This window comes from Enterobacter sp. 01-M-03-SI-ECC (assembly GCF_047530215.1).
GTDB classification, from domain to species: domain Bacteria; phylum Pseudomonadota; class Gammaproteobacteria; order Enterobacterales; family Enterobacteriaceae; genus Enterobacter; species Enterobacter chengduensis.
In genome coordinates, this window is sequence record NZ_JBLKDA010000045.1 from 1 (window position 1) to 26,322 (window position 26,322).

At 51.2% G+C, this 26,322-nt stretch carries 46 protein-coding genes and 1 pseudogene; 40 read left to right on the plus strand and 7 right to left on the minus strand.

Translation table 11 applies throughout. The features are described from left to right. From tuf to bfr, 3 genes and pseudogenes are all read left to right on the plus strand, one after another. Window positions 1-221, plus strand: a pseudogene (gene tuf / locus ACMWKK_RS23885) (elongation factor Tu); the annotation flags it as partial. Window positions 222-400: 179 nt separating this feature from the next. Further along, window positions 401-595, plus strand: a complete 195-nt coding sequence (gene bfd, locus ACMWKK_RS23890) for a bacterioferritin-associated ferredoxin (RefSeq protein ID WP_112780614.1) — start codon at window positions 401-403, stop codon at window positions 593-595. A gap of 72 nt (window positions 596-667) precedes the next feature. Beyond that, window positions 668-1,144 (plus strand): bacterioferritin, encoded by a 477-nt coding sequence (gene bfr / locus ACMWKK_RS23895; protein WP_008503492.1) that lies wholly within the window; start codon window positions 668-670, stop codon window positions 1,142-1,144. On the opposite strand, the gene ACMWKK_RS23900 is transcribed toward bfr, so the two are convergent. Further along, window positions 1,128-1,601 (minus strand): prepilin peptidase, encoded by a 474-nt coding sequence (locus ACMWKK_RS23900; protein ID WP_406542946.1) that lies wholly within the window; start codon window positions 1,599-1,601, stop codon window positions 1,128-1,130. The genes bfr and ACMWKK_RS23900 overlap by 17 nt on opposite strands. A gap of 380 nt (window positions 1,602-1,981) precedes the next feature. On the opposite strand from ACMWKK_RS23900, the gene rpsJ reads away from it, so the two are divergent. The 31 genes from rpsJ (at window position 1,982) to ACMWKK_RS24055 (ending at window position 16,812) form a co-directional block, all read left to right on the plus strand. Beyond that, window positions 1,982-2,293, plus strand: coding sequence for a 30S ribosomal protein S10 (gene rpsJ, locus ACMWKK_RS23905; RefSeq protein ID WP_001181005.1), 312 nt, complete (start codon window positions 1,982-1,984; stop codon window positions 2,291-2,293). A gap of 32 nt (window positions 2,294-2,325) precedes the next feature. Continuing rightward, entirely contained in the window at window positions 2,326-2,955 is a 630-nt protein-coding gene (gene rplC / locus ACMWKK_RS23910) for a 50S ribosomal protein L3 (RefSeq protein ID WP_003863274.1), read from the plus strand. 10 nt (window positions 2,956-2,965) lie between these two features. Next, on the plus strand, window positions 2,966-3,571 hold the full coding sequence (gene rplD / locus ACMWKK_RS23915; protein ID WP_000424395.1) for a 50S ribosomal protein L4: 606 nt from the start codon (window positions 2,966-2,968) through the stop codon (window positions 3,569-3,571). Next, complete coding sequence (gene rplW / locus ACMWKK_RS23920) at window positions 3,568-3,870, plus strand: 50S ribosomal protein L23 (protein WP_000617546.1); 303 nt, start codon at window positions 3,568-3,570, stop codon at window positions 3,868-3,870. Before rplD ends, rplW begins: the two co-directional genes overlap by 4 nt. Before the next feature lie 17 nt (window positions 3,871-3,887). Continuing rightward, window positions 3,888-4,709 (plus strand): 50S ribosomal protein L2, encoded by an 822-nt coding sequence (rplB, locus tag ACMWKK_RS23925; protein ID WP_008457150.1) that lies wholly within the window; start codon window positions 3,888-3,890, stop codon window positions 4,707-4,709. 16 nt (window positions 4,710-4,725) lie between these two features. Continuing rightward, on the plus strand, window positions 4,726-5,004 hold the full coding sequence (gene rpsS / locus ACMWKK_RS23930) for a 30S ribosomal protein S19 (protein WP_001138117.1): 279 nt from the start codon (window positions 4,726-4,728) through the stop codon (window positions 5,002-5,004). A gap of 14 nt (window positions 5,005-5,018) precedes the next feature. After that, on the plus strand, window positions 5,019-5,351 hold the full coding sequence (gene rplV / locus ACMWKK_RS23935) for a 50S ribosomal protein L22 (RefSeq protein ID WP_002919773.1): 333 nt from the start codon (window positions 5,019-5,021) through the stop codon (window positions 5,349-5,351). A gap of 17 nt (window positions 5,352-5,368) precedes the next feature. Then, window positions 5,369-6,070 carry a 30S ribosomal protein S3 gene (rpsC, locus tag ACMWKK_RS23940; RefSeq protein WP_000529945.1) on the plus strand — a complete coding sequence of 234 codons (702 nt, stop codon included), beginning with the start codon at window positions 5,369-5,371 and terminating at the stop codon, window positions 6,068-6,070. Window positions 6,071-6,082: 12 nt separating this feature from the next. After that, window positions 6,083-6,493, plus strand: a complete 411-nt coding sequence (gene rplP / locus ACMWKK_RS23945; protein ID WP_002919759.1) for a 50S ribosomal protein L16 — start codon at window positions 6,083-6,085, stop codon at window positions 6,491-6,493. Further along, complete coding sequence (gene rpmC, locus ACMWKK_RS23950; RefSeq protein WP_003863282.1) at window positions 6,493-6,684, plus strand: 50S ribosomal protein L29; 192 nt, start codon at window positions 6,493-6,495, stop codon at window positions 6,682-6,684. The genes rplP and rpmC overlap by 1 nt, the downstream gene beginning before the upstream one ends. Further along, entirely contained in the window at window positions 6,684-6,938 is a 255-nt protein-coding gene (gene rpsQ / locus ACMWKK_RS23955) for a 30S ribosomal protein S17 (protein ID WP_008503489.1), read from the plus strand. Before rpmC ends, rpsQ begins: the two co-directional genes overlap by 1 nt. A gap of 166 nt (window positions 6,939-7,104) precedes the next feature. Next, complete coding sequence (rplN, locus tag ACMWKK_RS23960; protein WP_002919748.1) at window positions 7,105-7,476, plus strand: 50S ribosomal protein L14; 372 nt, start codon at window positions 7,105-7,107, stop codon at window positions 7,474-7,476. Between the two features lie 10 nt (window positions 7,477-7,486). Beyond that, complete coding sequence (gene rplX / locus ACMWKK_RS23965; RefSeq protein WP_003863287.1) at window positions 7,487-7,801, plus strand: 50S ribosomal protein L24; 315 nt, start codon at window positions 7,487-7,489, stop codon at window positions 7,799-7,801. 14 nt (window positions 7,802-7,815) lie between these two features. Beyond that, window positions 7,816-8,355 carry a 50S ribosomal protein L5 gene (gene rplE, locus ACMWKK_RS23970; RefSeq protein WP_001096202.1) on the plus strand — a complete coding sequence of 180 codons (540 nt, stop codon included), beginning with the start codon at window positions 7,816-7,818 and terminating at the stop codon, window positions 8,353-8,355. A 14-nt stretch (window positions 8,356-8,369) separates the two neighbouring features. Continuing rightward, window positions 8,370-8,675: a 30S ribosomal protein S14 gene (gene rpsN, locus ACMWKK_RS23975; protein WP_003863291.1), complete on the plus strand. Its 306-nt coding sequence runs from the start codon at window positions 8,370-8,372 to the stop codon at window positions 8,673-8,675. A 30-nt stretch (window positions 8,676-8,705) separates the two neighbouring features. Continuing rightward, window positions 8,706-9,098: a 30S ribosomal protein S8 gene (gene rpsH, locus ACMWKK_RS23980; protein ID WP_006178918.1), complete on the plus strand. Its 393-nt coding sequence runs from the start codon at window positions 8,706-8,708 to the stop codon at window positions 9,096-9,098. A 12-nt stretch (window positions 9,099-9,110) separates the two neighbouring features. Further along, window positions 9,111-9,644, plus strand: coding sequence for a 50S ribosomal protein L6 (gene rplF, locus ACMWKK_RS23985; protein WP_003863296.1), 534 nt, complete (start codon window positions 9,111-9,113; stop codon window positions 9,642-9,644). 9 nt (window positions 9,645-9,653) lie between these two features. Then, window positions 9,654-10,007 (plus strand): 50S ribosomal protein L18, encoded by a 354-nt coding sequence (gene rplR, locus ACMWKK_RS23990; RefSeq protein WP_003863297.1) that lies wholly within the window; start codon window positions 9,654-9,656, stop codon window positions 10,005-10,007. A gap of 14 nt (window positions 10,008-10,021) precedes the next feature. After that, on the plus strand, window positions 10,022-10,522 hold the full coding sequence (gene rpsE / locus ACMWKK_RS23995) for a 30S ribosomal protein S5 (protein WP_003863299.1): 501 nt from the start codon (window positions 10,022-10,024) through the stop codon (window positions 10,520-10,522). A gap of 6 nt (window positions 10,523-10,528) precedes the next feature. Continuing rightward, window positions 10,529-10,708: a 50S ribosomal protein L30 gene (gene rpmD / locus ACMWKK_RS24000; protein WP_003863301.1), complete on the plus strand. Its 180-nt coding sequence runs from the start codon at window positions 10,529-10,531 to the stop codon at window positions 10,706-10,708. Window positions 10,709-10,711: 3 nt separating this feature from the next. After that, window positions 10,712-11,146 carry a 50S ribosomal protein L15 gene (gene rplO / locus ACMWKK_RS24005; RefSeq protein WP_003863304.1) on the plus strand — a complete coding sequence of 145 codons (435 nt, stop codon included), beginning with the start codon at window positions 10,712-10,714 and terminating at the stop codon, window positions 11,144-11,146. Between the two features lie 7 nt (window positions 11,147-11,153). After that, window positions 11,154-12,485, plus strand: a complete 1,332-nt coding sequence (secY, locus tag ACMWKK_RS24010; protein ID WP_003863305.1) for a preprotein translocase subunit SecY — start codon at window positions 11,154-11,156, stop codon at window positions 12,483-12,485. Window positions 12,486-12,516: 31 nt separating this feature from the next. Further along, on the plus strand, window positions 12,517-12,633 hold the full coding sequence (gene rpmJ / locus ACMWKK_RS24015) for a 50S ribosomal protein L36 (protein ID WP_000868187.1): 117 nt from the start codon (window positions 12,517-12,519) through the stop codon (window positions 12,631-12,633). Between the two features lie 146 nt (window positions 12,634-12,779). Further along, window positions 12,780-13,136 (plus strand): 30S ribosomal protein S13, encoded by a 357-nt coding sequence (gene rpsM / locus ACMWKK_RS24020; protein ID WP_003863308.1) that lies wholly within the window; start codon window positions 12,780-12,782, stop codon window positions 13,134-13,136. 16 nt (window positions 13,137-13,152) lie between these two features. Next, complete coding sequence (gene rpsK / locus ACMWKK_RS24025; RefSeq protein WP_003863312.1) at window positions 13,153-13,542, plus strand: 30S ribosomal protein S11; 390 nt, start codon at window positions 13,153-13,155, stop codon at window positions 13,540-13,542. A 33-nt stretch (window positions 13,543-13,575) separates the two neighbouring features. Continuing rightward, the gene (gene rpsD / locus ACMWKK_RS24030; RefSeq protein WP_004868345.1) at window positions 13,576-14,196 is read left to right on the plus strand and encodes a 30S ribosomal protein S4; all 621 of its coding nucleotides are present in this window, start codon (window positions 13,576-13,578) and stop codon (window positions 14,194-14,196) included. Window positions 14,197-14,221: 25 nt separating this feature from the next. Beyond that, window positions 14,222-15,211, plus strand: a complete 990-nt coding sequence (locus ACMWKK_RS24035; protein ID WP_002919219.1) for a DNA-directed RNA polymerase subunit alpha — start codon at window positions 14,222-14,224, stop codon at window positions 15,209-15,211. A 40-nt stretch (window positions 15,212-15,251) separates the two neighbouring features. Next, entirely contained in the window at window positions 15,252-15,635 is a 384-nt protein-coding gene (gene rplQ / locus ACMWKK_RS24040) for a 50S ribosomal protein L17 (protein ID WP_001216368.1), read from the plus strand. Between the two features lie 107 nt (window positions 15,636-15,742). Further along, a complete protein-coding gene (locus ACMWKK_RS24045; protein WP_112780612.1) occupies window positions 15,743-16,111 on the plus strand; it encodes a DUF1992 domain-containing protein in 369 nt (122 codons plus the stop codon). 2 nt (window positions 16,112-16,113) lie between these two features. Further along, entirely contained in the window at window positions 16,114-16,539 is a 426-nt protein-coding gene (zntR, locus tag ACMWKK_RS24050) for a Zn(2+)-responsive transcriptional regulator (protein WP_112780611.1), read from the plus strand. 57 nt (window positions 16,540-16,596) lie between these two features. Next, window positions 16,597-16,812 carry an alternative ribosome-rescue factor A gene (locus tag ACMWKK_RS24055; RefSeq protein WP_032644529.1) on the plus strand — a complete coding sequence of 72 codons (216 nt, stop codon included), beginning with the start codon at window positions 16,597-16,599 and terminating at the stop codon, window positions 16,810-16,812. On the opposite strand, the gene mscL is transcribed toward ACMWKK_RS24055, so the two are convergent. The 5 genes from mscL to def all read right to left on the minus strand — a co-directional run bounded on the left by mscL (window position 16,813) and on the right by def (window position 21,590). Beyond that, window positions 16,813-17,223 carry a large-conductance mechanosensitive channel protein MscL gene (mscL, locus tag ACMWKK_RS24060; RefSeq protein WP_023309449.1) on the minus strand — a complete coding sequence of 137 codons (411 nt, stop codon included), beginning with the start codon at window positions 17,221-17,223 and terminating at the stop codon, window positions 16,813-16,815. Window positions 17,224-17,369: 146 nt separating this feature from the next. Then, the gene (gene trkA, locus ACMWKK_RS24065; RefSeq protein ID WP_008503482.1) at window positions 17,370-18,746 is read right to left on the minus strand and encodes a Trk system potassium transporter TrkA; all 1,377 of its coding nucleotides are present in this window, start codon (window positions 18,744-18,746) and stop codon (window positions 17,370-17,372) included. A 22-nt stretch (window positions 18,747-18,768) separates the two neighbouring features. Continuing rightward, window positions 18,769-20,055: a 16S rRNA (cytosine(967)-C(5))-methyltransferase RsmB gene (gene rsmB, locus ACMWKK_RS24070; RefSeq protein WP_112780616.1), complete on the minus strand. Its 1,287-nt coding sequence runs from the start codon at window positions 20,053-20,055 to the stop codon at window positions 18,769-18,771. Between the two features lie 52 nt (window positions 20,056-20,107). Continuing rightward, window positions 20,108-21,055: a methionyl-tRNA formyltransferase gene (gene fmt, locus ACMWKK_RS24075; RefSeq protein WP_112780610.1), complete on the minus strand. Its 948-nt coding sequence runs from the start codon at window positions 21,053-21,055 to the stop codon at window positions 20,108-20,110. Window positions 21,056-21,080: 25 nt separating this feature from the next. Beyond that, window positions 21,081-21,590: a peptide deformylase gene (gene def / locus ACMWKK_RS24080; RefSeq protein WP_008503479.1), complete on the minus strand. Its 510-nt coding sequence runs from the start codon at window positions 21,588-21,590 to the stop codon at window positions 21,081-21,083. 127 nt (window positions 21,591-21,717) lie between these two features. Between def and dprA the strand changes: the two genes are divergently transcribed. Genes dprA through ACMWKK_RS24110 form a run of 6 tightly spaced genes read left to right on the plus strand, consistent with a single transcriptional unit; the run spans window position 21,718 to window position 25,501 of the window. Continuing rightward, window positions 21,718-22,842, plus strand: coding sequence for a DNA-protecting protein DprA (dprA, locus tag ACMWKK_RS24085; RefSeq protein ID WP_112780615.1), 1,125 nt, complete (start codon window positions 21,718-21,720; stop codon window positions 22,840-22,842). Beyond that, complete coding sequence (smg, locus tag ACMWKK_RS24090) at window positions 22,814-23,287, plus strand: DUF494 family protein Smg (RefSeq protein ID WP_112780609.1); 474 nt, start codon at window positions 22,814-22,816, stop codon at window positions 23,285-23,287. Before dprA ends, smg begins: the two co-directional genes overlap by 29 nt. A gap of 26 nt (window positions 23,288-23,313) precedes the next feature. Then, window positions 23,314-23,868 (plus strand): type I DNA topoisomerase, encoded by a 555-nt coding sequence (locus tag ACMWKK_RS24095; RefSeq protein ID WP_112780608.1) that lies wholly within the window; start codon window positions 23,314-23,316, stop codon window positions 23,866-23,868. After that, on the plus strand, window positions 23,861-24,433 hold the full coding sequence (tsaC, locus tag ACMWKK_RS24100) for an L-threonylcarbamoyladenylate synthase type 1 TsaC (RefSeq protein ID WP_045331803.1): 573 nt from the start codon (window positions 23,861-23,863) through the stop codon (window positions 24,431-24,433). The genes ACMWKK_RS24095 and tsaC overlap by 8 nt, the downstream gene beginning before the upstream one ends. A gap of 4 nt (window positions 24,434-24,437) precedes the next feature. After that, window positions 24,438-25,256 (plus strand): shikimate dehydrogenase, encoded by an 819-nt coding sequence (gene aroE / locus ACMWKK_RS24105; protein WP_112780607.1) that lies wholly within the window; start codon window positions 24,438-24,440, stop codon window positions 25,254-25,256. After that, on the plus strand, window positions 25,253-25,501 hold the full coding sequence (locus tag ACMWKK_RS24110) for a DUF1488 domain-containing protein (RefSeq protein ID WP_045331807.1): 249 nt from the start codon (window positions 25,253-25,255) through the stop codon (window positions 25,499-25,501). Before aroE ends, ACMWKK_RS24110 begins: the two co-directional genes overlap by 4 nt. On the opposite strand, the gene ACMWKK_RS24115 is transcribed toward ACMWKK_RS24110, so the two are convergent. Continuing rightward, window positions 25,477-26,031: a gamma carbonic anhydrase family protein gene (locus ACMWKK_RS24115; RefSeq protein ID WP_045331809.1), complete on the minus strand. Its 555-nt coding sequence runs from the start codon at window positions 26,029-26,031 to the stop codon at window positions 25,477-25,479. The two genes, ACMWKK_RS24110 and ACMWKK_RS24115, sit on opposite strands and share 25 nt — an antisense overlap. Window positions 26,032-26,322: the final 291 nt, after the last annotated feature.

The following is a 26,322-nucleotide window of genomic DNA, read 5'->3' on the forward strand; positions in this document are numbered from 1 at the left end:
CGTTCTTCAAAGGCTACCGTCCACAGTTCTACTTCCGTACAACTGACGTGACCGGTACCATCGAACTGCCAGAAGGCGTTGAGATGGTAATGCCAGGCGACAACATCAAGATGGTTGTGACTCTGATCCACCCAATCGCGATGGACGACGGTCTGCGTTTCGCAATCCGTGAAGGCGGCCGTACCGTTGGCGCGGGCGTTGTTGCTAAAGTTCTGGGCTAATTAATTATCCCTGAATAAAAAAAGGACGCTTCGGCGTCCTTTTTTGTTTTCTGCTGTTCAAGTTTGGTGACAAAATTTCGCATTTTTTGCCTCCTCCCGCACCGTATTCTGGCGCTTGTGCTATTGTAATCATAACCATTCTCACTTACACTTTGCGCATAATTTGAACGGGAGTCTCTATGTACGTTTGTTTATGTAATGGTGTAAGCGACAAAAAAATACGTCAGGCCGTTCGCCAGTTTCAGCCCCAGTCATTCCAGCAGCTTCGCAAATTTGTTCCGGTGGGAAATCAATGCGGTAAATGTGTACGTGCTGCGCGAGAGATCATGCAGGACGAAGTAATGCAGATCCCGGAATACAAAGAGATCGCCTAAGCGCCCATCTTTTTTTTGACATCCCTGTAGCCCGATCTACGCTTCAATGAGTGGAAGCGGAGGGACTATATAATGAAAGGTGATGTTAAAATCATAAGTTATCTCAATAAATTATTGGGAAATGAGCTTGTCGCAATCAACCAGTACTTTCTTCACGCAAGAATGTTTAAAAACTGGGGACTCAAACGTTTAAACGACGTTGAGTACCATGAATCTATAGATGAGATGAAACACGCTGATAAATATATCGAGCGTATTTTATTTCTGGAAGGCATTCCGAACCTGCAGGATCTTGGTAAGCTTGGCATCGGAGAAGATGTCGAAGAGATGCTGCGCTCCGACCTCAGGCTGGAACTTGAAGGCGCTAAAGATCTCCGTGAAGCGATCGCCTATGCTGACAGCGTACATGACTACGTCAGCCGCGATATGATGATCCAGATCCTGGCCGATGAAGAAGGGCATATTGACTGGCTGGAAACAGAGCTGGATCTCATTGCTAAAATCGGCCTGCAAAACTATCTTCAGTCGCAGATTAAAGTGGAAGAGTAGCCCACGTCTTCCAGCCTACGCATAAACCCGCTGCTGCCAGAAATGGCCCAAAAGGCAGCGGGTTTTTTAATGCCTTTTTATCAGGGCGGATTAACGAAAAAACAAGGAAACATAGAATCGCCATAAGCGCCGCGAGCAATGTCAGCGAGGGCAGCACGCACCAGCCATGCCATGCACCAAGCGCTGCCAGGTATTTCACATCGCCATATTCCATCCCTTCACGCCGGCAGATAAACCAATACCCCCAATAAATAACCGCAAAGCCAACATACCCGGCCATCGCACCCGCCACCGCACTCGGCAAAAAATCAGGTTGGATACAGAGCTGAAAGAGCAGTCCCGCCCATAACAGCGGGCAAAGAAATTTATCAGGAAGCAGACCGGAGCGAATATCGGCATGCACCAGTAAGGCAGTCAGTAAAAGATAGAGCAGCAGAAAGGGGAGGGTGGTTAGCATGAAGAAGGCCTCAAACGGGTTTGAGCGAATACTCGTTCTAATCGGCCTGCCCGACAATACGCAAAAGCCGCAGTTGCGTAGCGGCTCGAAACAAAGAACTGATCCATGAAAAATTGCATAACACGTTGCGCACGCCTGCGCATCCTGCGTCTATAGCGCTTAATTTCTAAACGGCACTTGCGTCTTGCGCAGATTTACGTATAATGCGCGGGCTTGTCGTAATTGACGGCGGGTTCAATCAGAACCAGAGTAGCTCATTTTGTTACTCAACAATGCTCCCAATTGGGGAGCTACGTAAGAACGGTTACACTCTCCCATCAATCGTAATGGGTTTGAGGAGTAATCATTTTCGTTTATAAAATAATTGGAGCTCTGGTCTCATGCAGAACCAAAGAATCCGTATCCGCCTTAAAGCGTTTGATCATCGTCTGATCGATCAATCAACCGCGGAAATCGTCGAGACTGCTAAGCGCACTGGTGCGCAAGTCCGTGGTCCGATCCCGCTGCCGACCCGCAAAGAGCGCTTCACCGTTCTGATCTCTCCGCACGTTAACAAAGACGCGCGCGATCAGTACGAAATCCGCACTCACAAGCGTCTGGTTGACATCGTTGAGCCAACTGAGAAAACCGTTGATGCTCTGATGCGTCTGGATCTGGCTGCCGGTGTAGACGTGCAGATCAGCCTGGGTTAATCAGGTCATCGAGCGATTGAGAGGTTGAAACAATGATTGGTTTAGTCGGTAAAAAAGTGGGTATGACCCGCATCTTCACTGAAGATGGCGTTTCTATCCCAGTAACCGTAATCGAAGTTGAAGCAAACCGCGTTACTCAGGTTAAAGATCTGGCTAACGATGGCTACCGCGCTATTCAGGTTACCACTGGTGCTAAAAAAGCTAACCGTGTAACCAAACCAGAAGCGGGTCACTTCGCTAAAGCTGGCGTAGAAGCTGGCCGTGGTCTGTGGGAATTCCGTCTTGCTGAAGGCGAAGAGTTCACCGTAGGTCAGGACATTAGCGTTGAGCTGTTTGCTGACGTTAAAAAAGTTGACGTAACCGGTACCTCTAAAGGTAAAGGTTTTGCTGGTACCGTTAAGCGCTGGAACTTCCGTACCCAGGACGCTACCCACGGTAACTCCTTGTCTCACCGCGTTCCGGGTTCTATCGGTCAGAACCAGACTCCGGGCAAAGTGTTCAAAGGCAAGAAAATGGCAGGTCAGCTGGGTAACGAACGTGTAACCGTTCAGAGCCTGGACGTAGTACGTGTTGACGCTGAGCGCAACCTGCTGCTGGTTAAAGGTGCAGTTCCGGGTGCAACCGGTAGCGACCTGATCGTTAAACCAGCTGTGAAGGCGTAAGGGGATAGCAATGGAATTAGTATTGAAAGACGCGCAGAGCGCGCTGACTGTTTCCGAAACTACCTTCGGTCGTGATTTCAACGAAGCGCTGGTTCACCAGGTTGTTGTTGCTTATGCAGCTGGTGCTCGTCAGGGTACTCGTGCTCAGAAGACTCGTGCTGAAGTAACTGGTTCTGGCAAAAAGCCATGGCGCCAGAAAGGTACCGGCCGTGCGCGTTCAGGTTCTATCAAGAGCCCGATCTGGCGTTCAGGTGGCGTGACCTTCGCTGCGCGTCCACAGGACCACAGTCAAAAAGTTAACAAAAAGATGTACCGCGGCGCGCTGAAAAGCATCCTGTCCGAACTGGTACGTCAGGATCGTCTGATCGTTGTCGAGAAGTTCTCTGTTGAAGCGCCTAAAACTAAGCTGCTGGCACAGAAACTGAAAGACATGGCTCTGGAAGATGTGCTGATCATCACCGGTGAGCTGGACGAGAACCTGTTCCTGGCCGCACGTAACCTGCACAAGGTTGACGTACGCGATGCGACTGGTATCGACCCGGTTAGCCTGATCGCCTTCGACAAAGTCGTAATGACTGCTGATGCTGTTAAGCAAGTTGAGGAGATGCTGGCATGATTCGTGAAGAACGTCTGCTGAAGGTGCTTCGCGCACCGCACGTTTCTGAAAAAGCGTCTACTGCGATGGAAAAAACAAACACCATCGTTCTCAAAGTTGCTAAAGACGCGACCAAAGCAGAGATCAAAGCTGCTGTGCAGAAACTGTTTGAAGTCGAAGTCGAAGTCGTTAACACCCTGGTCGTTAAAGGGAAAGTTAAACGTCACGGACAGCGTATCGGTCGTCGTAGCGACTGGAAAAAAGCTTACGTCACCCTGAAAGAAGGCCAGAATCTGGACTTCGTTGGCGGCGCTGAGTAAGTCGGAGGAGTAATACAATGGCAGTTGTTAAATGTAAACCGACATCTCCGGGTCGTCGCCACGTAGTTAAAGTGGTTAACCCTGAGCTGCACAAGGGCAAACCTTTTGCTCCGTTGCTGGAAAAAAACAGCAAATCCGGTGGTCGTAACAACAATGGCCGTATCACCACTCGTCACATCGGTGGTGGCCACAAGCAGGCTTATCGTATTGTTGACTTCAAACGCAACAAAGACGGTATCCCAGCAGTTGTTGAACGTCTTGAGTACGATCCGAACCGTTCCGCGAACATCGCGCTGGTTCTGTACAAAGACGGCGAACGCCGTTACATCCTGGCCCCTAAAGGCCTGAAAGCTGGCGACCAGATTCAGTCTGGCGTTGATGCTGCAATCAAAGCAGGCAACACCCTGCCGATGCGCAATATCCCGGTTGGTTCTACCGTTCATAACGTAGAAATGAAACCAGGTAAGGGCGGTCAGCTGGCGCGTTCCGCGGGTACTTACGTTCAGATCGTTGCGCGTGATGGGGCTTATGTCACCCTGCGTCTGCGTTCTGGTGAAATGCGTAAAGTCGAAGCAGACTGCCGCGCTACTCTGGGCGAAGTTGGCAATGCTGAGCATATGCTGCGCGTTCTGGGTAAAGCAGGTGCTGCACGCTGGCGTGGTGTTCGTCCTACCGTTCGCGGTACTGCGATGAACCCAGTCGACCACCCACATGGTGGTGGTGAAGGTCGTAACTTTGGTAAGCACCCGGTATCTCCGTGGGGCGTTCAGACCAAAGGTAAGAAGACCCGCAGCAACAAGCGTACTGATAAATTTATCGTACGTCGCCGTAGCAAATAATTTTAGAGGATAAGCCATGCCACGTTCTCTCAAGAAAGGTCCTTTTATTGACCTGCACTTGCTGAAGAAGGTAGAGAAAGCGGTGGAAAGCGGAGACAAGAAGCCCCTGCGCACTTGGTCCCGTCGTTCAACGATCTTTCCTAACATGATCGGTTTGACCATCGCTGTCCATAATGGTCGTCAGCACGTTCCAGTCTTTGTTACCGACGAAATGGTTGGTCACAAACTGGGTGAATTCGCACCGACTCGTACTTATCGCGGCCACGCTGCTGATAAAAAAGCGAAGAAGAAATAAGGTAGGAGGAAGAGATGGAAACTTTAGCTCAACATCGCCATGCTCGTTCTTCTGCACAGAAGGTTCGCCTTGTTGCTGACCTGATTCGCGGTAAGAAAGTGTCGCAGGCCCTGGACATCCTGACCTATACCAACAAGAAAGCTGCGGTATTGGTCAAGAAAGTACTGGAATCTGCCATTGCTAACGCTGAACACAACGATGGCGCTGACATCGACGATCTGAAAGTCGCGAAAATTTTCGTAGATGAAGGCCCAAGCATGAAGCGCATTATGCCGCGTGCGAAAGGTCGTGCAGATCGCATCCTGAAGCGCACCAGCCACATTACTGTGGTTGTGTCCGATCGCTGAGACTCTGGAGACTAGCAATGGGTCAGAAAGTACATCCTAATGGTATTCGCCTGGGTATTGTAAAACCATGGAACTCTACCTGGTTTGCGAACACCAAAGAATTCGCTGACAACCTGGACAGCGATTTTAAAGTACGTCAGTACCTGACTAAGGAACTGGCTAAAGCGTCTGTATCTCGTATCGTTATCGAGCGTCCAGCGAAGAGCATCCGTGTGACTATTCACACTGCTCGTCCTGGCATCGTTATCGGTAAGAAAGGCGAAGACGTAGAAAAACTGCGCAAGGTCGTAGCGGATATCGCTGGCGTTCCTGCACAGATCAATATCGCTGAAGTTCGTAAGCCTGAACTGGACGCTAAATTGGTTGCTGACAGCATCACTTCTCAGCTGGAACGTCGTGTTATGTTCCGTCGTGCTATGAAGCGTGCTGTACAGAACGCAATGCGTCTGGGCGCTAAAGGTATCAAAGTTGAAGTTAGCGGCCGTCTGGGCGGCGCGGAAATCGCACGTACCGAATGGTACCGTGAAGGTCGCGTACCGCTGCACACTCTGCGTGCTGACATCGACTACAACACCTCTGAAGCGCACACCACTTACGGTGTAATCGGCGTTAAGGTATGGATCTTCAAAGGTGAGATCCTGGGTGGTATGGCTGCTGTTGAACAACCGGAAAAACCGGCTGCTCAACCTAAAAAGCAGCAGCGTAAAGGCCGTAAATAAGGAGCGTCGCTGATGTTACAACCAAAGCGTACAAAATTCCGTAAAGTGCACAAAGGCCGCAACCGTGGTCTGGCGCAGGGTACGGATGTTAGCTTCGGCACTTTCGGTCTGAAAGCTGTTGGCCGTGGTCGTCTGACTGCACGTCAGATCGAAGCAGCACGTCGTGCAATGACCCGTGCAGTTAAGCGTCAAGGTAAAATTTGGATCCGTGTATTCCCGGACAAACCAATTACCGAGAAGCCGCTGGAAGTTCGTATGGGTAAAGGTAAAGGTAACGTGGAGTACTGGGTTGCCTTGATCCAACCGGGCAAAGTCCTTTATGAAATGGACGGTGTTCCGGAAGAGCTGGCCCGTGAAGCCTTCGGCCTGGCAGCAGCGAAACTGCCTATCAAAACCACCTTTGTAACTAAGACGGTGATGTAATGAAAGCAAAAGAGCTGCGTGAAAAAAGCGTTGAAGAGCTGAACGCTGAGCTGCTGAACCTGCTGCGTGAGCAGTTCAACCTGCGTATGCAGGCTGCAAGTGGCCAGCTGCAACAGACTCACCTGCTGAAGCAAGTGCGTCGCAATGTTGCACGCGTTAAGACTTTACTGACTCAGAAGGCGGGTGCGTAATGACCGATAAAATCCGTACTCTGCAAGGTCGTGTTGTTAGCGACAAAATGGAGAAATCCATTGTTGTAGCTATCGAACGTATTGTGAAACACCCGATCTACGGTAAATTCATCAAGCGTACGACCAAACTGCACGTACATGACGAGAACAACGAATGTGGTATCGGCGACAAGGTTGAAATCCGTGAATGCCGTCCACTGTCCAAGACTAAGTCCTGGACGCTGGTTCGCGTTGTAGAGAAAGCGGTTCTGTAATACAGTACGCCTTCTCAATACGAATAAACGGCTCAGCGATGAGCCGTTTATTTTTTCTACCCATATTGCAGAAGCGGTGTTATAATGCCGCGCCCTCGATATGGGGCTTTTTAACGGCTCTGATTTTAGAGTCTCAGGTAGTAGTTGACATTAGCGGAGCACTAAAATGATCCAAGAACAGACTATGCTGAACGTCGCCGACAACTCCGGTGCACGTCGCGTAATGTGTATCAAGGTTCTGGGTGGCTCGCACCGTCGCTACGCAGGCGTAGGCGACATCATCAAGATCACCATCAAGGAAGCAATTCCACGTGGTAAGGTCAAAAAAGGTGATGTGCTGAAGGCGGTAGTGGTGCGCACCAAGAAGGGTGTTCGTCGCCCTGACGGTTCTGTCATTCGCTTCGATGGTAATGCATGCGTTATTTTAAACAATAACAGCGAGCAGCCTATCGGCACGCGTATCTTTGGGCCGGTAACTCGTGAACTTCGTACTGAGAAGTTCATGAAAATTATCTCTCTGGCACCAGAAGTACTCTAAGGAGCGAATCATGGCAGCGAAAATCCGTCGTGATGACGAAGTTATCGTGTTAACCGGTAAAGATAAAGGTAAACGCGGTAAAGTAAAAAATGTTCTGTCTTCCGGCAAACTTGTCGTTGAAGGTATCAACCTGGTTAAGAAACATCAGAAGCCGGTTCCGGCCCTGAACCAACCAGGTGGCATCGTTGAAAAAGAAGCTGCTATTCAGGTTTCTAACGTTGCAATCTTCAATGCGGCTACCGGCAAGGCTGACCGTGTAGGCTTTAGATTCGAAGACGGCAAAAAAGTCCGTTTCTTCAAGTCTAACAGCGAAACTATCAAGTAATTTGGAGTAGTACGATGGCGAAACTGCATGATTACTACAAAGACGAAGTAGTTAAGAAACTCATGACCGAGTTTAACTACAATTCTGTCATGCAAGTCCCTCGGGTCGAGAAGATCACCCTGAACATGGGTGTTGGTGAAGCGATCGCTGACAAGAAACTGCTGGATAACGCAGCAGCTGACCTGACAGCAATCTCCGGTCAAAAACCGCTGATCACCAAAGCACGCAAATCTGTTGCAGGCTTCAAAATCCGTCAGGGCTATCCGATCGGCTGTAAAGTAACTCTGCGTGGCGAACGCATGTGGGAGTTCTTTGAGCGCCTGATCACTATTGCTGTTCCACGTATCCGTGACTTCCGTGGCTTGTCCGCTAAGTCTTTCGACGGTCGTGGTAACTACAGCATGGGTGTCCGTGAGCAGATCATCTTCCCAGAAATCGACTACGATAAAGTCGACCGCGTGCGTGGTTTGGATATTACCATTACCACTACTGCGAAATCTGACGAAGAAGGCCGTGCTCTGCTGGCTGCCTTTGACTTCCCGTTCCGCAAGTAAGGTAGGGTTACTGAATGGCTAAGCAATCAATGAAAGCACGCGAAGTAAAGCGCGTAGCTTTAGCTGATAAATTCTTCGCTAAACGCGCTGAACTGAAAGCGATCATTTCTGATGTGAACGCTTCCGACGAAGATCGTTGGAATGCGGTTCTCAAGCTGCAGTCTCTGCCGCGTGATTCCAGCCCGTCTCGTCAGCGTAACCGCTGTCGTCAAACAGGTCGTCCACATGGTTATGTGGGCAAGTTTGGGTTGAGCCGTATCAAACTGCGTGAAGCCGCCATGCGCGGTGAAGTGCCAGGCTTGAAAAAGGCTAGCTGGTAATTACCAATTGAATCACGGGAGTAAAGACAGATGAGCATGCAAGATCCGATCGCGGATATGCTGACCCGTATCCGTAACGGTCAGGCCGCGAACAAAGTTGCGGTCACCATGCCTTCCGCCAAGCTGAAAGTGGCAATTGCCAACGTGCTGAAGGAAGAAGGTTTTATCGAAGATTTTAAAGTTGAAGGCGACACCAAGCCGGAACTGGAACTTACTCTCAAGTATTTCCAGGGTAAAGCTGTTGTAGAAAGCATTCAGCGTGTCAGCCGCCCAGGCCTGCGCATCTATAAGAAAAAAGATGAGCTGCCAAAAGTTATGGCTGGCCTTGGTATCGCAGTTGTTTCTACCTCTAAAGGTGTTATGACTGATCGTGCAGCGCGCCAGGCTGGTCTTGGTGGCGAAATTATCTGCTACGTAGCCTAATCGGAGGAAAGAATGTCTCGTGTTGCTAAAGCACCGGTCGTTATTCCTGCCGGCGTTGATGTAAAAATCGACGGTCAGGTTATTACGATCAAAGGTAAAAACGGCGAGCTGACTCGTACCCTCAACAAAGCTGTTGAAGTTAAACATGCAGATAACGCTCTGACCTTCGGTCCACGTGATGGTTTCGTGGATGGATGGGCTCAGGCTGGTACCGCGCGTGCCCTGCTGAACTCAATGGTTGTTGGTGTTACCGAAGGCTTCACTAAAAAGCTTCAGCTGGTTGGTGTAGGTTATCGTGCAGCTATCAAAGGGAATGCAGTAGGCCTGTCTCTGGGCTTCTCACACCCTGTTGAGCATCCGCTGCCGGCCGGTATCACTGCAGAATGTCCGACTCAAACTGAAATCGTGCTGAAAGGCGCTGATAAACAGCTGATCGGTCAGGTTGCAGCAGATCTGCGCGCCTACCGTCGTCCTGAGCCTTATAAAGGCAAGGGTGTTCGTTACGCCGACGAAGTCGTGCGTACCAAAGAGGCTAAGAAGAAGTAAGGTAACACTATGGATAAGAAATCTGCTCGTATCCGTCGTGCGACCCGCGCACGCCGCAAGCTCAAAGAGCTGGGTGCAACTCGCCTGGTGGTACATCGTACCCCGCGTCATATTTACGCACAGGTAATTGCACCGAACGGTTCTGAAGTTCTGGTAGCTGCTTCTACTGTAGAAAAAGCTATCTCAGAACAATTGAAGTACACCGGTAACAAAGACGCCGCTGCAGCTGTAGGTAAAGCTGTTGCTGAACGCGCTCTGGAAAAAGGCATCAGCAATGTTTCCTTTGACCGTTCCGGGTTCCAATATCATGGTCGTGTCCAGGCACTGGCAGATGCTGCCCGTGAAGCTGGCCTTCAGTTCTAAGGTAGAGGTGTAAGATGGCTCACATCGAAAAACAGGCTGGCGAACTGCAGGAAAAGCTGATCGCGGTAAACCGCGTATCTAAAACCGTTAAAGGTGGTCGTATTTTCTCCTTCACAGCTCTGACTGTAGTAGGCGATGGTAACGGTCGCGTTGGTTTTGGTTACGGTAAAGCGCGTGAAGTTCCAGCAGCGATCCAGAAAGCGATGGAAAAAGCCCGTCGCAATATGATTAACGTCGCGCTGAACAACGGCACCCTGCAGCACCCAGTTAAAGGTGTTCACACGGGTTCTCGTGTATTCATGCAGCCAGCTTCAGAAGGTACCGGTATCATCGCCGGTGGTGCAATGCGCGCCGTTCTGGAAGTTGCTGGGGTTCATAACGTTCTGGCCAAAGCATATGGTTCCACCAACCCGATCAACGTGGTTCGTGCAACTATTGATGGCCTGGAAAATATGAATTCTCCAGAAATGGTCGCTGCCAAGCGTGGTAAATCCGTTGAAGAAATTCTGGGGTAATTGACCATGGCAAAGACTATTAAAATCACTCAAACCCGCAGTGCAATCGGTCGTCTGCCGAAACACAAGGCAACGCTGCTTGGCCTGGGTCTGCGTCGTATTGGTCATACCGTTGAGCGCGAGGATACTCCTGCTGTTCGTGGTATGGTCAACGCGGTTTACTTCATGGTTAAAGTTGAGGAGTAAGAGATGCGTTTAAATACTCTGTCTCCGGCCGAAGGCTCTAAAAAGGCGGGTAAACGCCTGGGTCGTGGTATCGGTTCTGGCCTCGGCAAAACCGGTGGTCGTGGTCACAAAGGTCAGAACTCTCGTTCTGGCGGTGGCGTACGTCGCGGTTTCGAGGGTGGCCAGATGCCACTGTACCGTCGTCTGCCGAAGTTCGGCTTCACCTCTCGCAAAGCAGCGATCACAGCGGAAATCCGTCTGTCTGACCTGGCGAAAGTTGAAGGCGGCGTTGTAGACCTGAACACGCTGAAAGCAGCAAACATTATCGGTATCCAGATCGAGTTCGCGAAAGTGATCCTGGCTGGTGAAGTTTCTACTCCGGTAACTGTTCGTGGCCTGCGTGTTACTAAAGGTGCTCGTGCTGCTATCGAAGCTGCTGGCGGTAAAATTGAGGAATAAGTAGCAGATGGCTAAGCAACCGGGATTAGATTTTCAAAGTGCCAAAGGTGGATTTGGCGAGCTGAAACGCAGACTGCTGTTTGTTATCGGCGCGCTGATTGTGTTCCGTATTGGCTCTTTTATTCCGATCCCTGGTATCGATGCCGCTGTACTTGCCAAACTGCTTGAGCAACAGCGAGGCACCATCATTGAAATGTTCAACATGTTCTCTGGTGGTGCTCTCAGCCGTGCTTCTATCTTCGCATTGGGTATTATGCCGTACATTTCGGCATCTATTATTATCCAGCTGCTGACGGTCGTTCATCCGGCCCTGGCAGAGTTGAAGAAAGAAGGGGAGTCTGGACGTCGTAAGATTAGTCAGTACACCCGTTACGGTACTCTGGTGCTGGCAATATTCCAGTCGATCGGTATTGCTACCGGTCTGCCGAATATGCCTGGTATGCAGGGCCTGGTGTTAAACCCAGGCTTTGCATTCTATTTCACCGCTGTTGTAAGTCTGGTCACAGGGACGATGTTCCTGATGTGGCTCGGCGAACAGATTACTGAACGTGGTATCGGTAACGGTATCTCAATCATTATCTTCGCCGGTATTGTTGCGGGCCTCCCGCCAGCCATCGCCCATACTATCGAGCAAGCGCGTCAAGGCGACCTGCACTTCCTCCTGTTGCTGTTGGTTGCAGTATTAGTATTTGCAGTGACGTTCTTTGTTGTCTTCGTTGAACGTGGTCAACGCCGCATTGTGGTGAACTACGCTAAACGTCAGCAGGGTCGTCGTGTCTATGCTGCACAGAGCACACATTTACCGCTGAAAGTGAACATGGCGGGGGTTATCCCGGCTATCTTCGCTTCCAGTATTATTCTGTTCCCGGCAACCATCGCGTCATGGTTCGGGGGCGGTACTGGTTGGAACTGGCTGACAACAATTTCGCTGTATTTGCAGCCTGGGCAACCACTTTATGTGTTACTCTATGCGTCTGCGATCATCTTCTTCTGTTTCTTCTACACGGCGTTGGTCTTCAACCCGCGTGAAACAGCAGATAACCTGAAGAAGTCCGGTGCATTTGTACCAGGAATTCGTCCGGGAGAGCAAACGGCGAAGTATATCGATAAAGTAATGACTCGCCTGACTTTGGTTGGTGCGCTTTATATTACTTTTATCTGCCTGATCCCGGAGTTCATGCGTGATGCAATGAAAGTACCGTTCTACTTCGGTGGGACCTCACTGCTTATCGTTGTTGTCGTGATTATGGACTTTATGGCTCAAGTGCAAACTCTGATGATGTCGAGTCAGTACGAGTCTGCATTGAAGAAGGCGAACCTGAAAGGCTACGGCCGCTAAATGGTCGCCTGAGAAGTTACGGAGAGTAAAAATGAAAGTTCGTGCTTCCGTCAAGAAATTATGCCGTAACTGCAAAATCGTTAAGCGTGATGGTGTCATCCGTGTGATTTGCAGTGCCGAGCCGAAGCATAAACAGCGCCAAGGCTGATTATTTCGCATATTTTTCTTGCAAAGTTGGGTTGAGCTGGCTAGATTAGCCAGCCAATCTTTTGTATGTCTGTACGTTTCCATTTGAGTATCCTGAAAACGGGCTTTTCAGCATGGTGCGTACATATTAAATAGTAGGAGTGCATAGTGGCCCGTATAGCAGGCATTAACATTCCTGATCAGAAACATGCTGTGATCGCATTAACTTCGATCTACGGCGTCGGCAAGACCCGTTCTAAAGCCATTCTGGCTGCAGCGGGTATCGCTGAAGATGTTAAGATCAGTGAGCTGTCTGAAGAACAAATCGACACGCTGCGTGACGAAGTTGCCAAATTTGTCGTTGAAGGTGATCTGCGCCGTGAAATCAGCATGAGCATCAAGCGCCTGATGGATCTTGGTTGCTATCGCGGTTTGCGTCATCGTCGTGGTCTGCCAGTGCGCGGTCAGCGTACTAAGACCAACGCACGTACCCGTAAGGGTCCGCGCAAACCGATCAAGAAATAATCGGGGTGATTGAATAATGGCAAAGGCACCAGTTCGTGCACGTAAACGTGTAAGAAAACAAGTCTCTGACGGCGTGGCTCATATCCATGCTTCTTTCAACAACACCATCGTTACTATTACTGATCGTCAGGGTAACGCATTGGGTTGGGCAACAGCCGGTGGTTCCGGTTTCCGTGGTTCTCGCAAATCCACTCCGTTCGCAGCTCAGGTTGCAGCAGAGCGTTGCGCAGAAGCCGTAAAAGAATACGGCATCAAGAATCTGGAAGTTATGGTTAAAGGTCCGGGTCCGGGTCGTGAATCTACTGTTCGCGCTCTGAACGCCGCTGGTTTCCGCATCACGAATATTACTGATGTGACTCCGATCCCTCATAACGGTTGTCGTCCGCCGAAAAAACGTCGCGTATAACGCTCCGTTTTTTAGGTTAGTTGGAGATAGAAAATGGCAAGATATTTGGGTCCTAAGCTCAAGCTGAGCCGTCGTGAGGGCACCGACTTATTCCTTAAGTCTGGCGTTCGCGCGATCGATACCAAGTGTAAAATTGAACAAGCTCCTGGCCAGCACGGTGCGCGTAAACCGCGTCTGTCTGACTATGGTGTGCAGTTGCGTGAAAAGCAAAAAGTTCGCCGTATGTACGGTGTGCTGGAGCGTCAGTTCCGTAACTACTATAAAGAAGCAGCACGTCTGAAAGGCAACACGGGTGAAAACCTGCTGGCTCTGCTGGAAGGTCGTCTGGACAACGTTGTATACCGTATGGGCTTCGGCGCTACTCGTGCTGAATCACGTCAGCTGGTTAGCCACAAAGCAATCATGGTAAACGGTCGTGTTGTTAACATCGCTTCTTATCAGGTTAAAGCGAATGACGTTGTTAGCATTCGTGAGAAAGCGAAAAAGCAATCTCGCGTGAAGGCCGCTCTGGAGCTGGCTGAGCAGCGTGAAAAGCCAACCTGGCTGGAAGTTGATGCTGGCAAGATGGAAGGTACGTTCAAGCGTCAGCCAGAACGTTCTGATCTGTCTGCGGACATTAACGAACACCTGATCGTCGAGCTTTACTCCAAGTAAAGCTTAGTACCAAAGAGAGGACACAATGCAGGGTTCTGTGACAGAGTTTCTAAAACCGCGCCTGGTAGATATCGAGCAAGTGAGTTCGACGCACGCCAAGGTGACCCTTGAGCCTTTAGAGCGTGGCTTTGGCCATACTCTGGGTAACGCACTGCGCCGTATTCTGCTCTCATCGATGCCGGGTTGCGCGGTGACCGAGGTTGAGATTGATGGTGTACTTCATGAGTACAGCACCAAAGAAGGCGTTCAGGAAGATATCCTTGAAATCCTGCTCAACCTGAAAGGGCTGGCGGTGAGAGTTCAGGGTAAAGATGAAGTTATTCTTACTCTGAATAAATCTGGCATTGGCCCTGTGACTGCAGCCGACATCACCCACGACGGTGATGTTGAAATCGTCAAGCCGCAGCACGTGATCTGCCACCTGACCGATGAGAACGCAGCGATTAGCATGCGTATCAAAGTTCAGCGCGGTCGTGGTTATGTGCCGGCTTCTGCCCGAATTCATTCGGAAGAAGATGAGCGCCCAATCGGCCGTCTGCTGGTCGACGCATGCTACAGCCCTGTAGAGCGTATTGCCTACAATGTTGAAGCAGCGCGTGTAGAACAGCGTACCGACCTGGACAAGCTGGTCATCGAAATGGAAACCAACGGCACAATCGATCCTGAAGAGGCGATTCGTCGTGCGGCAACCATCCTGGCAGAACAACTGGAAGCTTTTGTTGACTTACGTGATGTACGTCAGCCGGAAGTGAAAGAAGAGAAACCAGAATTCGATCCGATCCTGCTGCGCCCTGTTGACGATCTCGAATTGACTGTCCGCTCTGCTAACTGCCTCAAGGCAGAAGCTATCCACTATATCGGTGATCTGGTACAGCGTACCGAGGTTGAGTTGCTGAAAACGCCGAACCTGGGTAAAAAATCTCTTACTGAGATTAAAGACGTGCTGGCTTCACGTGGTCTGTCTCTGGGCATGCGCCTGGAAAACTGGCCACCGGCAAGCATTGCTGACGAGTAACCGGATCACAGGTTAAGGTTTTACTGAGAAGGATAAGGTCATGCGCCATCGTAAGAGTGGTCGTCAACTGAACCGCAACAGCAGCCATCGCCAGGCTATGTTCCGCAACATGGCAGGTTCACTGGTTCGTCATGAGATCATCAAGACGACCCTGCCTAAAGCGAAAGAGCTGCGTCGCGTAGTTGAGCCGCTGATTACTCTTGCCAAGACTGACAGCGTTGCTAATCGTCGTCTGGCATTCGCCCGTACTCGTGATAACGAGATCGTGGCAAAACTGTTTAACGAACTGGGCCCGCGTTTCGCGAGCCGTGCCGGTGGTTACACTCGCATTCTGAAGTGTGGTTTCCGTGCAGGCGACAACGCGCCGATGGCTTACATCGAGCTGGTTGATCGTTCAGAGAAAGCAGAAGCTGCTGCAGAGTAATCTGCAGTAACGTAAAAAAACCCGCTCCGGCGGGTTTTTTTATATCCGCGATATCCCCACTTCTCTACAATGTCTGTATCAATTCTGTTCATCCCCAGGAGCCGGTAATGTGGTTGCTTGACCAGTGGGCAGAACGCCATATTCGCGATGCCCAACAAAAAGGTGAATTCGACGATCTTCCGGGCAGCGGCGAACCCATTGCGCTTGACGATGACTCGCACATTGCGCCTGAACTGCGGGCTGGATACCGTTTACTGAAAAATGCAGGCTGTCTCCCTCCGGAACTTGAGCAACGTAGAGAGGCTATTGAACTGGCCGATCTGCTTAAAGGGATCCGTCAGGACGATCCGCGACATTGCGAACTTAGCCGCCGCCTCGCCCTCCTTGAACTTAAGCTGCGCCAGACAGGCATGAACACTGAGTTTCTGCACGGTGAATACGGTGGAAGATTGATGCAGAAAATAAATGAGGAGTAGCTATGTACCGTATTGGTGAACTTGCGAAGCTCGCGGACGTCACGCCGGATACCATCCGGTATTACGAAAAGCAGCAGATGATCGATCATGAAGTTCGCACTGAAGGCGGTTTTCGCCTTTACACCGATAACGATCTGCAGCGGCTGCGGTTTATACGTTACGCGCGTCAGCTCGGCTTCACGCTGGATTCGATCCGCGAATTGCTGTCGATCCGCATCGATCCGGAACATCACACCTGCCAGGAATCTAAAAGCATTGTACAGGCCAGGCTGGATGAGGTTGAAGCGCGTATTCAGGAGCTGCAAACCATGCAGCGCTCTCTGCAAAGACTGAATGATGCCTGCTGCGGTACGGCCCATAGCAGTATCTACTGTTCAATTCTCGAAGCCCTTGAACAGGGAGCGAGTGGAGAAAAGCAGGGCTGTTGATTTTTAGTTCATCCGGGTCTAGACTCCCGTCGTCATAAACCCTGCTCTGGAGACATTATGAGCCGCTATCAGCACACGAAAGGACAAATAAAGGACAATGCCATCGAGGCGTTACTTCACGACCCGTTATTCAGACAGCGCGTTGAGAAGAATAAAAAAGGGAAAGGAAGTTATCTGCGTAAAGACAAACATGAAAAACGGGGTAACTGGGAGGCCAGTGGCAAGCAAGCGAATCGCTTATTTACCACTGGCCTTCCTGCTTTTATCTGGTGATTAAACGCGGTTATTCTGCTCTTTTAACAGATCGCGGATTTCACTCAGCAGCACTTCTTCTTTCGTAGGCGCAGGCGCTGCAGCCGGCTCTTCTTTTTTACGGTTGAGCCTGTTGATCAGCTTGATAGCCATAAAAATGGCAAACGCCACGATCACAAAATCAAATACGTTCTGGATAAATACGCCGTAGTGCATCACGACTGCCGGGACATCGCCCTGCGCTTCACGCAGCGTGAACGCGAATTGTTTGAAATCGATGCCCCCGATTAACAATCCTAAAGGTGGCATGATAATGTCAGCCACTAATGATGAAACAATCTTGCCGAATGCTGCACCAATAATGACACCGACTGCCAAATCCACCACGTTCCCGCGCATCGCAAATTCGCGAAATTCTTTAATAAAACTCATTGTTCTCTCCTTGTGCCAGCTGACGAGTATAAGTTTAACAAATGATTAGCCAATTGCCATTCGGGATAATTAAACGTTATGAAAAATAAAAGGCACAGAAATGAAAAGGATAACGTATGGGTGTTCTTAATCGAACACCCAACTCTTTAAAGGAAGAATGGACTGGGCTGGAATAAACGTTCGACGTCGGTAATAAACTTTTTATCGGTAAGGAACATAATAACGTGATCGCCTTGCTCGATACGTAAATTATCATTGGCAATCATGACATCATTCCCGCGGACAACGGCGCCGATAATCGTACCAGGTGGCAGCTTAATTTCATCAATCGAACGGCCCACGACGCGTGACGTGGTTTCATCTCCATGCGCTACGGCTTCAATGGCTTCCGCAACACCGCGGCGTAGCGATGACACCCCAACGATATCCGCTTTACGAACATGGCTCAGGAGCGCGGAAATTGTCGCCTGCTGCGGCGAAATGGCAATATCAATCACGCTGCCCTGGACCAGATCGACATACGCCTTGCGCTGGATAAGCACCATGACCTTCTTTGCCCCCATACGCTTGGCGAGCATGGCGGACATTATATTCGCCTCGTCGTCGTTGGTGACGGCAATAAAGAGATCAACTTGATCAATATGCTCTTCAGCCAGCAGCTCCTGATCTGACGCATCGCCATAAAATACGATCGTATTTTGCAGTTTTTCCGCCAGCTCAGCAGCACGCTGCTGATCGCGCTCGATCAATTTTACGCTGTAATCTTTTTCCAGCCGGTGAGCCAGACCTGCACCGATATTGCCGCCGCCGACCAGCATAATGCGTTTGTAGGGTTTTTCGAGACGCTGAAGTTCACTCATCACCGCACGAATATGCTGCGAGGCGGCAATAAAGAACACCTCATCACCCGCTTCGACAATCGTGGAGCCTTGCGGTCGGATTGGCCTGTCGTGACGGAAAATGGCGGCGACGCGCGTATCGATATGCGGCATGTGCTCACGCATGGTGGAAAGCGCATTGCCGATCAATGGTCCACCGTAATAGGCCTTCACCACTGCCAGGCTCACTTTGCCCTCGGCAAAATTCACCACCTGCAGGGCGCCAGGATATTCGATCAGGCGATAGATATTGTCGATAACCAGCTGCTCAGGTGCGATGAGATGGTCAATCGGGACCGCTTCTGAATTGAACAGTTTCTCCGCATCACGAACGTAGTCCGGAGAGCGAATACGTGCGATTCGGTTTGGCGTGTTGAACAGCGAGTAGGCCACCTGACAGGCCACCATATTGGTTTCGTCAGAACTGGTTACCGCAACCAGCATGTCGGCATCGTCGGCACCTGCCTCACGAAGAACGCGTGGGTGCGAACCATGACCCTGCACCACGCGCAGGTCAAATTTGTCCTGCAATACGCGCAGACGATCGCCGTTGGTATCAACGATTGTGATGTCGTTGTTTTCGCCTACCAGGTTTTCTGCCAGCGTTCCGCCAACCTGTCCTGCACCCAGAATGATAATCTTCATATCTCGTGACCTGTTCTCAACATCACTCTTTGATTAGCTTAGCGTAAAAGAAGCCATCACCCTCTTCTGCACCCGGCAGGTTCTGCAGACCCGGGGATTCAGGCGTTCCCGTATCGCGCAGCGTAGCGTCCGGGGTACGTTTAAGGAAGGCCGCGATTTGCTGGCTGTTTTCTTCCGGCAGTATGGAGCAGGTTGCATAGACCAGCGTTCCGCCCGTTTTTAGATGCGGCCAGATAGCGTCGAGTATGTCGGATTGCAGCTGGGCAAGTTCCTTAATATCACGATCGCGCCGCAGCCATTTGATGTCCGGATGACGGCGAATAACACCGGTTGCAGAGCAGGGGGCATCCAGCAAAATGCGATCGAATTGTGTTTCACCACACCATTCGGCGGGTTTGCGACCATCGCCTTGCTTAACCTGAGCCTTCATGCCCAGACGCTTGAGGTTGTCGTAGACGCGTGAAAGACGCTGTTCATCGACGTCCACCGCCATCACGCTGGCCTGCGGAGCCACTTCAAGAATGTGCGTTGTTTTGCCCCCGGGCGCGGCGCACAGATCGAGGATCTGCTCACCGTTTTTAGGTTCAAGCCAGGTCATGCAGCCCTGAGCCGAGGCGTCCTGTACGGTCACCCAGCCTTCATCAAAACCGGGTAAAGCATGTACCGGTGCCGGTGAAGCTAAGCGTACAGCATCCGGATAGGCTTCATGCGGGAATCCGCTCATTCCAGCCTCTTCCAGTAATGCCAGCCATGCGTCACGAGAGTGGTGATTACGATTCACACGCAACCACATTGGCGGACGCTGATTGTTGGCCTCGGCAATCTCCTGCCACTGCTGTGGATAAGCTTTTTTCAGGCGCTTCAACAGCCAGTCCGGGTGCAGGAAACGTGCTTCGCTCTGGGCAAATTCAGCCAGCAGCTCTTCCTGCTGCCTCTGGAACTGACGCAGTACGCCGTTGATAAGCCCTTTCAACTGAGGGCGTTTAATCGCAACGGCACCTTCCACCGTCTCTGCCAGCGCGGCATGAGGTGGGATGCGGGTATGAAGAAGCTGATAAAAACCCACCATAATCAAATAGTGCACGGTGCGCTGCTTGCCTGTCATTGGGCGGGACATCAGCTTGTTTATCAACCACTCAAGCTGAGAAAGCGTGCGCAGAACGCCAAAGCAGAGCTCCTGAAGCAGGGCTTTGTCTTTATCAGAGACTTTTTGTTGCAGGGAAGGCAGGACGTTACTTAATGACTGGCCCTGCTCGATAACCTGCTCAACGGCCTGAGCCGCCATACTGCGTAGATTTTGTTTTTTCATAACCGTAAAAATAAAAATGCCCGGAAACACCGGGCCTTAAGAATGAATTTGCTCAGGCAAGACGATTGCCCGGAATAAACCATTCGCGACGGGAATTTAACAAATCCTGAGCGCTCATGGCCTTCTTACCGGCCGGCTGTAGCGATTCAAGATTCAGGATGCCTTCTGCTGTCGCGACCTGGATACCGTTCTTGCTGGAATCAATAATCGTACCGGGTTCAGCGGTGGTCGTGCCGCTAATAACGGAGGCTTTCCAGACCTTCACCGGCTGATCGTCAATTTCTAACCAGCTCATTGGCCACGGATTAAAAGCGCGAATGCAGCGCTCAAGCTGAGCGGCAGACAGGGACCAGTCGATCCGCGCTTCCTCTTTGCTCAGCTTTTCGGCATACGTGACCTGTGCTTCATCCTGAACTTCCGGTTTCGCCGTATTGTCAGCAAGCTGCTGGAGCGTCTCGATAAGCCCTTGTGGGCCAAGGTCTGCCAGCTTGTCATACAGCGTGGCGCTGGTATCGTCTGACGTAATGGAGCAAGCCAGCTTATACAGCATATCGCCGGTGTCTAAACCTACGTCCATCTTCATGATGGTAACGCCCGTTTCGGCATCGCCTGCCCACAGCGAGCGCTGGATAGGTGCTGCACCTCGCCAGCGCGGGAGCAGAGAACCATGCACGTTGATGCACCCCAGGCGAGGCATATCAAGTACAGCTTTTGGCAGAATTAAACCGTACGCCACCACCACCATTACGTCGGCATTCAGGTCAGCAACCAGCTGCTGATTTTCCTGCGGGCGTAACGATGCAGGCTGGAAAACGGGTAGCCCATGCTCTTCTGCCAGCACCTTGACCGGGCTCGGCATCAGTTTTTTACCGCGACCCGCCGGGCGGTCCGGCTGGGTAAAGACGCCAACGACCTGATGACCAGAGGATAACAGCGCGTCAAGATGACGCGCTGCAAAATCAGGGGTTCCCGCGAAGATAATTCGTAGTGATTTAGACACGATGATCCTTGTATCCGGGGGGACGTTATGCGCGAGAACGCAAACGATCCAGTTTCTCTACTTTCTGACGAATGCGCTGCTGTTTCAGCGGCGAGAGATAATCGATAAACAGTTTACCGACCAGGTGATCCATCTCATGCTGAATACAAATCGCCAGCAGGTCGTCTGCTTCCAGTTCGAACGGGTTACCGTCACGATCCAGCGCGCGAATTTTCACCTTTTCGGCACGCGGCACTAAAGCACGCTGTTCAGGAATGGACAGACAGCCTTCCTCAATACCGGTTTCGCCGCTCTTTTCGAGCAACTCGGGGTTGATCAGCACCAGACGACCATCGCGATTTTCAGACACATCGATCACGATAATACGCTTGTGAATGTCCACCTGCGTCGCCGCCAGGCCAATGCCTTCTTCGGCGTACATGGTATCGAACATATCATCAACGATACGCTGGATTTCTGCATTCACTTCTTTGACCGGTTCAGCGACGATGCGAAGGCGCTCGTCCGGAATATGTAACACTTGCAAAACTGCCATAAATTTCCAGAGTCGTGTTCAGGAGTTGATAAGAATACTCCCTCTATTCTAGACAAATCCCCCATCGATTGACAGCATCAGTGACCAATCGCAATGATTGCGGAGGCCGCTTATGGCAGGGGAAAGGATGACGTCTACCGAGATATGGCTACGGCTAATACACACAGGGTCTCTGTGTGGTGATGTAATGATGGAAGCGGCTGCACGACTGGAGAAGCTGGAAAACATCGACGCGCTCGTCGCCAGAAGCGCCGGATTGACAGCAAAGCAGGCTGAACGGTTTTTTGCGCCAGACGAGAGCGAGCTGGAACGTAGCCTGATGTGGCTCGAGCAGCCGGGAAACCACTTGTTGACGGCCAACCATCCCCTTTATCCCCCTTTACTCCGGATGATTCCGGATTATCCCGGAGCATTATTCCTGAAAGGTAATCCTGAGACGCTAAATACCATTCAGCTGGCGGTGGTAGGCAGTCGCGCGCCGTCATGGTACGGCGAGCGATGGGGAAAAATCCTGTGCGAACAGCTGTCACAAAGCGGTTTCACGATCACCAGCGGGCTGGCCTGCGGTATTGACGGCGTGGCCCACAGCGCGGCGCTGTCGGTTAAAGGACGAAGCGTCGCGGTGCTGGGGAACGGTCTTTTTAGCGTTTATCCACGGCGACATCAGGCATTAGCGATGCGGCTTGTCGAATCTGGCGGTGCAGTTGTGTCTGAGTTTCCTCTTTCCGCTCAGCCCAGGCCCGCAAACTTTCCGCGTCGGAATCGAATTATCAGCGGGCTTAGCAAAGGCGTACTGGTGGTTGAAGCGGCGCTGAGAAGCGGTTCGCTGGTCACGGCGCGGTGTGCGCTCGAACAGGGGAGAGAAGTCTTTGCCTTGCCCGGTCCGATAGGTAACCCCGGATGTGAGGGGCCCCACTGGCTGATTAAGCAAGGGGCAACACCCGTAACGGAAGTAGGGGATATTCTTGAAAATTTGCAATTTGGGCTGCAATGGCTGCAGGAAGATCCCGAAAAGCGACAATATTCATCAGATCAGGGAAAGGTGGCATTGCCATTTCCCAAGCTCCTGGCTAACGTAGGAGATGAGGTAACACCTGTTGACGTTGTCGCTGAACGTGCCGGCCAACCTGTGCCAGTAACGGTAGCACAGCTACTCGAACTGGAGTTAGCAGGGTGGATCGCAGCTGTACCCGGCGGCTATGTCCGATTAAGGAGGGCATGCCATGTTCGACGTACTGATGTATTTGTTTGAGACTTACATCCATAACGAAGCAGAAATGCGAGTGGATCAGGACAAATTGACACAGGATCTTACCGATGCGGGGTTTGAGCGGGAAGATATCTATAATGCGTTGATGTGGCTGGAAAAACTGGCTGATTATCAGGAAGGCCTCGCCGAACCGATGCAGCTTGCTTCTGACCCATTGTCAGTACGCATTTATACCACAGAAGAGTGTGAAAGGCTGGACGCCAGCTGCCGGGGATTCATCTTATTCCTTGAGCAGATTCAGGTGCTGAACCTCGAAACGAGAGAAATGGTGATAGAGCGCGTCATGGCGCTGGATACAGCAGAATTTGAACTGGAAGATCTCAAGTGGGTGATCCTGATGGTTCTGTTTAATATCCCGGGCTGTGAAAACGCCTATCAGCAAATGGAAGAATTACTCTTTGAAGTGAATGAAGGTATGCTGCACTAATTCAATGTGCAGCACCAAGAGTTGTTATGGCCAAATCAGCACTATTCACGGTGCATAAAAATGAGCCCTGCCCGCAGTGCGGGGCTGAACTTGTTATTCGGTCCGGGAAACACGGCCCGTTTCTCGGTTGTTCACAGTATCCGGAATGTGATTATGTCCGTCCCCTGAAGAGCCAGGCGGATGGACATATTGTTAAAGTTCTGGAGGGGCAGCATTGTCCACTCTGCGAGGGTGAATTGGTCCTGCGGCAGGGGCGTTTCGGCATGTTTATTGGATGTAGCCGCTACCCGGAATGTGAGCATACGGAACAAATTGATAAGCCTGATGAAACGGCAATTGCCTGTCCTCAGTGTCAGCGCGGTCAGTTGGTACAACGGCGCTCCCGTTATGGCAAGACCTTCCATTCGTGCGATCGCTATCCTGAATGCCAGTTCGTTATCAATTTTAAACCGGTAGCGGGCACCTGCCCTCATTGCAATTATCCGCTACTGATAGAGAAGAAAACCGCGCAAGGTTTGAAACGCTTCTGCGCCAGTAAACAATGTGGAAAGCCGGTTACGGCGGATCAAAATAGTGAATAAAAACCTGCCATCAGGCTCCATTGCGCATGCAGTGGACGTACTGAAAAATGAAGAAGTCATCGCCTATCCAACTGAAGCTGTATTTGGGGTCGGTTGCGATCCTGACAGCGAGACGGCTGTAAGCCGCCTGCTTGCCTTAAAACAAAGACCCGTCGAGAAAGGGCTGATTTTGATCGCTGCGAATTACGAGCAGCTTAAACCCTATATCGATGATTCTATGCTGACGCCAGCGCAGCGCGAGACGATCTTCTCCGCATGGCCTGGGCCGGTGACCTTCGTCTTCCCGGCGCAGCCGACAACACCGCGCTGGTTAACCGGGCGCTTTGATTCCCTCGCCGTTCGTGTAACTGACCATCCGCTGGTGGTTGAGCTGTGCCTGGCATTTGGTAAACCGCTGGTCTCAACCAGTGCCAACCTGACCGGACTGCCACCTTGTCGGACAACTGAAGAAGTGCTGGCGCAGTTCGGGAGTGACTTCCCTGTCGCTGTCGGTGAAACGGGAGGGCGCCTGAATCCGTCTGAAATTCGCGACGCTTTGACCGGCGAACGTTTTCGCCAGGGGTAATCTCATGGAAACCTATGCTGTTTTTGGTAATCCGATTGCACACAGCAAGTCACCGTTGATCCATCAACAATTTGCGAAGCAGCTGCAGCTAAATCATCCCTATGGTCGCGTACTGGCACCGGTGGATGCATTTATCCCTACGCTGGAGGCTTTTTTCGCCGCGGGCGGCAAAGGTGCGAACGTGACGGTTCCTTTTAAAGAGGAGGCCTTCGAACGTGCGGATGAGCTGACCGAGCGCGCTTCGCTGGCTGGTGCAGTCAATACCCTAAAACGGCTTGAGGATGGGCGCCTTCTGGGTGACAACACCGACGGGATTGGTTTACTTAGCGATCTGGAACGGCTGTCGTTTATTAAGCCCGGCTTCCGCGTCCTGCTGATTGGCGCGGGTGGCGCATCGCGGGGCGTTCTGCTGCCTCTGCTTTCACTGGACTGTGCGGTGACCATTACCAACAGAACCTTTTCCCGAGCAGAAGCGCTGGCGGGGTTGTTTGCGCATACCGGCAGCGTGAGCGCGGCAGCGCTTGACGATCTTGCCGATCGTGAATTCGATCTTGTCATTAATGCCACATCCAGCGGCATCAGCGGTGAGATCCCGACGATCCCCGCTTCGCTGGTCAGCGCGCATATGTACTTCTATGACATGTTTTATCAGAAAGGGAAGACGCCATTCCTGAGCTGGTGTGAACAGCACGGCGCCAAACAGTTAGCAGATGGATTGGGAATGCTGGTGGGGCAGGCTGCGCATGCGGTGCTGCTCTGGCATGGCGTACTGCCTGCGGTCGAACCTGTCATTGAAAAGTTAAAGCAGGAGCTTTCGGCGTGAATCAGGCTATTCATTTCCCGGACAGGGAAAACTGGGATGAGCATAAACAGGCAGTCTGTTTTCCGGTGCTGGTGCACGGCATGCAACTTACCTGTGCCATTCATGGGGAAGCGCTGTTGCGTCGTTTTGGCGGTTCAGAGCCGATAGCCGTATTTTGCGAAAATCGCTGGGATCTGGAAGAGGAAGCCAGCGATTTAATCCGTGAACAGCAGGAAGACGATCAGGGCTGGGTCTGGTTGTCCTGATCCAGGTAGTCATTCTTCCAGTTAACGTAGTTGTTCGCCGAGTATTTTAACCCTTCAATCTCTGCCTCCTTCAGGGGGCGGATCTGTTTTACCGGGCTTCCCAGATAGAGATAGCCGCTCTCCAGCCGTTTGTTCTGCGGGACAAGGCTACCGGCACCAATCATTACGTCATCTTCTACTATGACGCCATCCAGCAAGATCGACCCCATACCAACAAGTACGCGATTTCCGATCGTGCAGCCGTGAAGCATCACCTTATGGCCGACGGTCACCTCTTCTCCAATGATGAGGGGATTACCCTCGGGGTTATAGGCGGATTTGTGCGTGACGTGCAGAACGCTACCGTCCTGAATATTGGTACGTGCACCAATCGACACATAGTTAACATCTCCCCTGATGGCAACGAGCGGCCAGATGCTAACGTCATCGGCCATTCGGACGTCACCAATGACCACGCTGCTGGCATCGATCATCACGCGATCGCCTTTTTGAGGGAACAGATCTTTATAAGGACGTAATACTGCGGGCATATCTACCTCTAGGAATGGGCGCTATACAGAAGACTTTGATCATATTAATGGATCGTGGTAAGGCAAAATACGTCAATTTTTAAGCAGATCGGGCGGGATTTCAGCGAAAAGCGCGGAAAATCAGCAGTCGGAAAAAAAGATCTAAAAAATACTTGTGCTAAAAAATGGGATCCCTATAATGCGCCTCCATCGACACGGCGGATGTGAATCACTTCACACAAACAGCCGGTTCGGTTGAAGAGAAAAAATCCTGAAATAACGGGTTGACTCTGAAAGAGGAAAGCGTAATAT